This is a genomic window from Pseudacidovorax intermedius (assembly GCF_001476815.1).
GTDB lineage: Bacteria > Pseudomonadota > Gammaproteobacteria > Burkholderiales > Burkholderiaceae_C > Xenophilus > Xenophilus intermedius_A.
Genome location: NZ_LDSL01000241.1, coordinates 1 through 5,545 on the forward strand (window position 1 = coordinate 1; position 5,545 = coordinate 5,545).

A 5,545-nucleotide genomic window follows, 5' to 3' on the forward strand; every position below is an offset into this window, starting at 1 on the left:
CAAAGCCGGTTCCGCGGGTGCTCTGGCATGGCCTGCTCCGCGGCCATTCGATCAGAAGGGCTGCGCCGGTTTCCATGCCCTGGGGGTGGCGCGCAGCGCTAGGGAAACTGCTGTGCCGGGCGGGCACCGCACAACCGGCGGCCCGTTCGCGCATCGGAACCCGCGCCGGCCACGCCGGCAATCCCCCGCAATCGACGTAGGAATCGATTGACAAAGGTATAATCCACGCTTCGTCTCGGCAAGAGCGACAGCAGCACCTCCGGACCCTGGCCCACCGATGCCCGAGCGCACGACCGGCCTTCTTTCTTCCGCAAGGGCTTGCATTCCAAATGTTCGCCCCCCCATCTTGCCTGGCGTGCCGGCAGCGCGGTCCCCGCGTTCGCACCGGCACTCTCTCGCCGCGCCGGCCTGACGGCGCCTGTTGATTCAATTTCTTTCTGTCGGGTCCTCACGGGCCCTGGGGTCCTATGCCTGTTCAAAAGTCCGGAAAGACGACGACAACCGCCGCCGCCAAGCCCGCCGCCAAGACCAAAACCTCGGCCGCCGTGGTCGCGCCTGTGAAGGCGACGACCACCTCCCCGGCCAGCAAGTCCGCCACGAAAGCCAAGTCAGTGCCCGCCACGAAGTCTCCCGCCAAAGCCGAGAAGGCCACCGAAGAACTGAAGAAGACGACCGCCAAGGCCGCCGTCGCCGCCACCGGCGACGATGCCGTCGTGCCCGCCAAGAAGAAGCCGGGCCGCCCGCCCAAGGCCGCCGCCGACAAGGAAGGCGCCGCCACCACCGGTGCCAAGCGCGGTCGCAAGCCCAAGGCCGCCGCCGCCGAGGCCAAGGACGTCGAGGAGGATTTCTCCGACGTCGAGGCCGAATTCGCCGAGGAAGAGACGCCCGAGCCCGAGGCCGCCACCACGGCCACGGTCGAGAAGGCCAAGCCGCTGCGCATGAAGATCAGCAAGGCGAAGGAACGCGCCTTGATGAAGGAATTCGGCCTGGACGAGACCGTCCTGTCCGAAGAGGACATGGCCAAGCGCCGCCAGCGCCTGAAGACGCTGATCACGCTGGGCAAGACCCGCGGCTACCTGACGCAGACCGAGATCTCCGACCACCTGCCCGACAAGCTGGTGGACGCCGAGACCATGGAAGTCGTGGTCACCATGCTCAACGACATGGGCGTCGCCGTCTACGAGACGACCCCCGACGCCGAGACGCTGTTCCAGAACAACGTCACGCCCACGGCCGCCACCGTCGAAGAGGCCGAGGAAGAGGCCGAAGCCGCCCTGTCCACCGTGGACAGCGAATTCGGCCGCACCACCGACCCGGTGCGCATGTACATGCGCGAGATGGGCACCGTGGAGCTGCTGACGCGCGAGGGCGAGATCGAGATCGCCAAGCGCATCGAAGGCGGCCTGCAGGACATGATGGCCGCCATCAGCGCCTCGCCCGCCACCATCGCCGAGATCCTGCGCATGGCCGCGGACATCCGCGAGGGCAAGGTCGTCATCTCCACCGTGGTCGACGGCTTCTCCAACCCGAACGAGGCCGACGACTATGTGGCCGAGGAAGACTTCGACGAGTTCGACGCCGAGGACGACGACGACGGCAACGGCGGCTCCAAGGCGCTGACCAAGAAGCTTGAGGAAATGAAGAACGAGGCGCTGTCGCGCTTCGACAGCATCGCCTCGCTGTTCGAGAAGATCCACAAGATCTACGACAAGGAAGGCTACGGCACGCCGGCCTACCAGAAGGCGCAGCAGTCCCTGTCGGAAGAGCTGATGACCATCCGCTTCACGGCCAAGACCATCGAGAAGCTGTGCGACATGCTGCGCAGCACGGTGGAAGACGTGCGCAAGAAGGAGCGCGAGCTGCGCCGCATCATCGTGGAGAAGTGCGGCTATCCGCAGGAAGACTTCATCCGCGACTTCGGCGGCATCGACAAGAACGGCAACCGCGTGCAGTCCAACCTGCTGAACCTGCAGTGGATCGAGAAGCAGTCGTCGGCCGGCAAGCCCTGGAGCGCGGTCATGCAGCGCAACATCCCGCCGGTGCAGGAGCTGCAGCAGCAGCTGACCGACATCCAGTCGCGCGTGGTGGTGCCGCTGACCGAGCTCAAGGAAATCAACCGCCGCATGAACGCCGGCGAGAAGTCCTCGCGCGACGCCAAGAAGGAGATGATCGAGGCCAACCTGCGCCTGGTGATCTCCATCGCGAAGAAGTACACCAACCGCGGCCTGCAGTTCCTGGACCTGATCCAGGAAGGCAACATCGGCCTGATGAAGGCGGTGGACAAGTTCGAATACCGCCGCGGCTACAAGTTCTCGACCTATGCGACGTGGTGGATCCGCCAGGCCATCACCCGCTCGATCGCCGACCAGGCGCGCACCATCCGCATCCCGGTGCACATGATCGAGACGATCAACAAGATGAACCGCATCTCGCGCCAGCATCTGCAGGAGTTCGGTTTCGAGCCGGACGCCTCGATCCTGGCCGAGAAGATGGACATCCCCGAGGACAAGATCCGCAAGATCATGAAGATCGCCAAGGAGCCGATCTCCATGGAAACGCCGATCGGCGACGACGACGATTCGCACCTGGGCGATTTCATCGAGGACACCAACAACACCGCGCCGATCGAAGCCGCCATGCAGGCCGGCCTGCGCGACGTGGTCAAGGACATCCTCGACTCGCTCACCCCGCGCGAGGCCAAGGTGCTGCGCATGCGCTTCGGCATCGAAATGTCCACCGACCACACGCTGGAAGAAGTGGGCAAGCAGTTCGACGTGACGCGCGAGCGCATCCGCCAGATCGAGGCCAAGGCGCTGCGCAAGCTCAAGCACCCGAGCCGCTCGGACAAGCTGCGCTCGTTCATCGACACGCTGTAAGCGCGGCCTACGCGCCCTGCTGACGCGGCGCCCGCGGCCCACGAAGGCCGGGGCGCCGTTTTTCATTGGGCCGCGCCGCCCGCGGCGCGGCGTGGCCCCGCAACAAGAGACCGAGAAGGACAGAGACACGATGAATCCCGATGCCGACCGACTGTGGCGCGCCCCGCGCTGGGCCCTGGCCATCCTGCTGGCGGTGCTGGGCATGCTGGGGCCCTTCTCCATCGACACCTACATCCCGGCCTTTTCGGGCATCGCGCGCTCCATCGGCGCGACGCCCACCGAGATGCAGCAGACGCTGTCGGCCTACCTGTTCGGCTTCGCCTTCATGAACCTGTTCCACGGCGCGCTGTCGGACAGCTTCGGCCGCCGGCCGGTGGTGCTGTGGGGCCTGCTGGTGTTCACGCTGGCATCGCTGGGCTGTGCGCTGTCGCAGACCATCGGGCAGCTGGTGTTCTTCCGCGCGCTGCAGGGGCTGTCGACCGGTGCGGGCATCGTGGTGTCGCGCGCCGTGGTGCGCGACATGTTCCCGCCCGCCGATGCGCAGAAGGTGATGGCGCAGATCACCATCTACTTCGGGCTGGCGCCGGCCATCGCGCCGATCATCGGCGGCTTCCTGTTCGTGCATGCCGGCTGGCACAGCATCTTCTGGTTCCTGGTGGCCGTGGGCATCGTGCTGCTCGTGGCCAACTGGAAGCTGCTGCCCGAGACGCTGCACACCAGCCAGCGCCAGCCCTTCGCCGTGCGCGACCTGATGCGCGGCTATTGGCAGCTGTGCTCCGACCCGCGCTTCCTGCTGCTGGCGCTGGCCAGCGGCGTGCCCTTCAACGGGCTCTTCCTCTACGTGCTGGCAGCGCCGTCCTTCCTGGGCGAGCACCTGGGCCTGGCGCCGACGCAGTTCTTCTGGTTCTTCATCCTCAACATCGGCGGCATCATGCTGGGCGCCTGGGCCAGCGGCCGCATGGCGGGCAAGGCCAAGCCCAAGCGGCAGATCCGCGACGGCTTCGTGGTGATGCTGCTGACCTCGGTGGTCAACGTCATCGCCAACGCGCTGCTGGTGCCGCAGGCCTGGTGGGCGCTGTGGCCCCTGGCGGTGTTCGGCTTCGGCTGGGCGCTGATGGTGCCGGTGGTGACGCTGCTGGTGCTGGACCTGCACCCCGCGCGGCGCGGCATGGCCTCGTCGCTGCAGGCGGTGATCGGCTCCACCGCCAACGGCGTGGTGGCGGGCCTGATCGCGCCGCTGGTGATGGATTCGCCGATGGCCATGGCGCTGTCGTCGCTGCTGATGATGGGCGTGGGCCTGGTCGCCTGGACGTGGCTGCACCGCCGCTGGCCCGAGATCGGCCGCGACACGACCGCCGTGGCGGAGACGCTGCCCGTCGAGGCGACGACGAAGCTGGAGTCGTGAAGATTCAGCTGCTGACGCGCACCAGGGCCTCGATGGCCAGCGGATAGCCCTTCACGCCCAGCCCGACGATGATGCCGCGCGCCGCCGGCGAGATGTAGGAATGGTGGCGGAACGATTCGCGGGCGTGCACGTTGGAGATGTGCAGCTCGATCAACGGCACGCTCGCGCCCTTGATGGCGTCGTGCAGCGCGATGGAGGTGTGGGTGTAGGCGCCCGGGTTCATCACCACGCCCAGCATGCGACCGGCGGCCACTTCGCGGCCGGCCTCGTGGATCCAGTCCAGCAGCACGCCCTCGTGGTTGGACTGGCGGCATTCGACCTCCACGCCGAGCGCGGCGCCGGCCTCGGCGCACATGCGCTCGACGTCGGCCAGGGTTTCATGGCCGTACTGCGCAGGCTCGCGCGTGCCGAGCAGGTTGAGGTTGGGGCCGTTGAGGACGAGGATCTTCTTCATGCAGGGTCTCCGGACGATGCGCCGTGGAAAAAAGGTGCGGCATCTTAAATAAGGCGGCCGCGGGCAGACGACTGGCCCGTTCCGGCTACGCGCCCTGACGGACGGCCGCTCAGGCGCGCGGCCGCAGCAGCTTGCCGGTGGACGAGGCGCGCGCCAGCAGACGGCCCGCCTCGTCGAAGAGTTCGGCCTCCAGGAAGACCACGCTGCCGCCCCAGCGGATCACCCGCGCCTCGGCCTCCACCGGCGCCACGCGCACGGCTTCCAGGAAGCTGGTCTTGATCTCCAGCGAGGCCAGGCCCACGCCGGGCTCGCGCGAGAACACGGCGAAGGCCATGGCGTTGTCCAGCCAGGCGGTGACGAAGCCGCCCTGCACGACGGTGCCCTCGGTGTGCGCGAACTCGGCGCGCGGCGCGAAACGCACCCGCGCACGGCCCTGGCCGTCGCTGGCGAGCAGGCGCTCGAAACCGATGGCGCGAAGCAGGGGCTGGGTGTGGAGTTCGATGTCGGTCATGGGTCGATGCGATGCGATGCGGGAAGGCCGGTGGCGGACGCCGGAGGGGCAGCATAGCGGGCGGTCTGGGGCACGGCGTGTCGCGGGATTGCCTGGGCGCTGGCACACGAGGAGGCCGGGCAAGCGCCATTGGCGGCGTGGCCCGCACCCATCAAGACGCACGACCGCCGCCCGTCAGCGGGGCTGCAGGACCGCTTGCATAGAATCCCGCCCCAGACCTGCGCGGCCCCGCTGCCGCGCTTCGCCCGCGCACCCTCTCCGCTTCATGACCCCACCCGCCCCGCAGCCGCGTCCTGGCG

5 protein-coding genes are annotated in these 5,545 nt (G+C 67.8%); 2 read left to right on the forward strand and 3 right to left on the reverse strand.

Annotated elements, in window-relative coordinates; all coding sequences use genetic code 11:
* Nucleotides 1-475: 475 nt before the first annotated feature.
* A complete protein-coding gene (locus NS331_RS27295) occupies nucleotides 476-622 on the reverse strand; it encodes a hypothetical protein (RefSeq protein ID WP_242873885.1) in 147 nt (48 codons plus the stop codon).
* Here NS331_RS27295 and rpoD point away from each other — a divergent pair.
* Both rpoD and NS331_RS24860 read left to right on the forward strand, forming a co-directional pair.
* Nucleotides 612-2,876, forward strand: a complete 2,265-nt coding sequence (rpoD, locus tag NS331_RS24855) for an RNA polymerase sigma factor RpoD (protein WP_242873886.1) — start codon at nucleotides 612-614, stop codon at nucleotides 2,874-2,876. The two genes, NS331_RS27295 and rpoD, sit on opposite strands and share 11 nt — an antisense overlap.
* 130 nt (nucleotides 2,877-3,006) lie before the next feature.
* Nucleotides 3,007-4,281 (forward strand): multidrug effflux MFS transporter, encoded by a 1,275-nt coding sequence (locus NS331_RS24860; RefSeq protein WP_058644579.1) that lies wholly within the window; start codon nucleotides 3,007-3,009, stop codon nucleotides 4,279-4,281.
* A 4-nt stretch (nucleotides 4,282-4,285) separates the two neighbouring features.
* On the opposite strand, the gene aroQ is transcribed toward NS331_RS24860, so the two are convergent.
* Complete coding sequence (aroQ, locus tag NS331_RS24865; protein ID WP_058644580.1) at nucleotides 4,286-4,735, reverse strand: type II 3-dehydroquinate dehydratase; 450 nt, start codon at nucleotides 4,733-4,735, stop codon at nucleotides 4,286-4,288.
* 109 nt (nucleotides 4,736-4,844) lie between these two features.
* Nucleotides 4,845-5,246, reverse strand: coding sequence for a PaaI family thioesterase (locus NS331_RS24870; protein WP_058644581.1), 402 nt, complete (start codon nucleotides 5,244-5,246; stop codon nucleotides 4,845-4,847).
* Nucleotides 5,247-5,545: the final 299 nt, after the last annotated feature.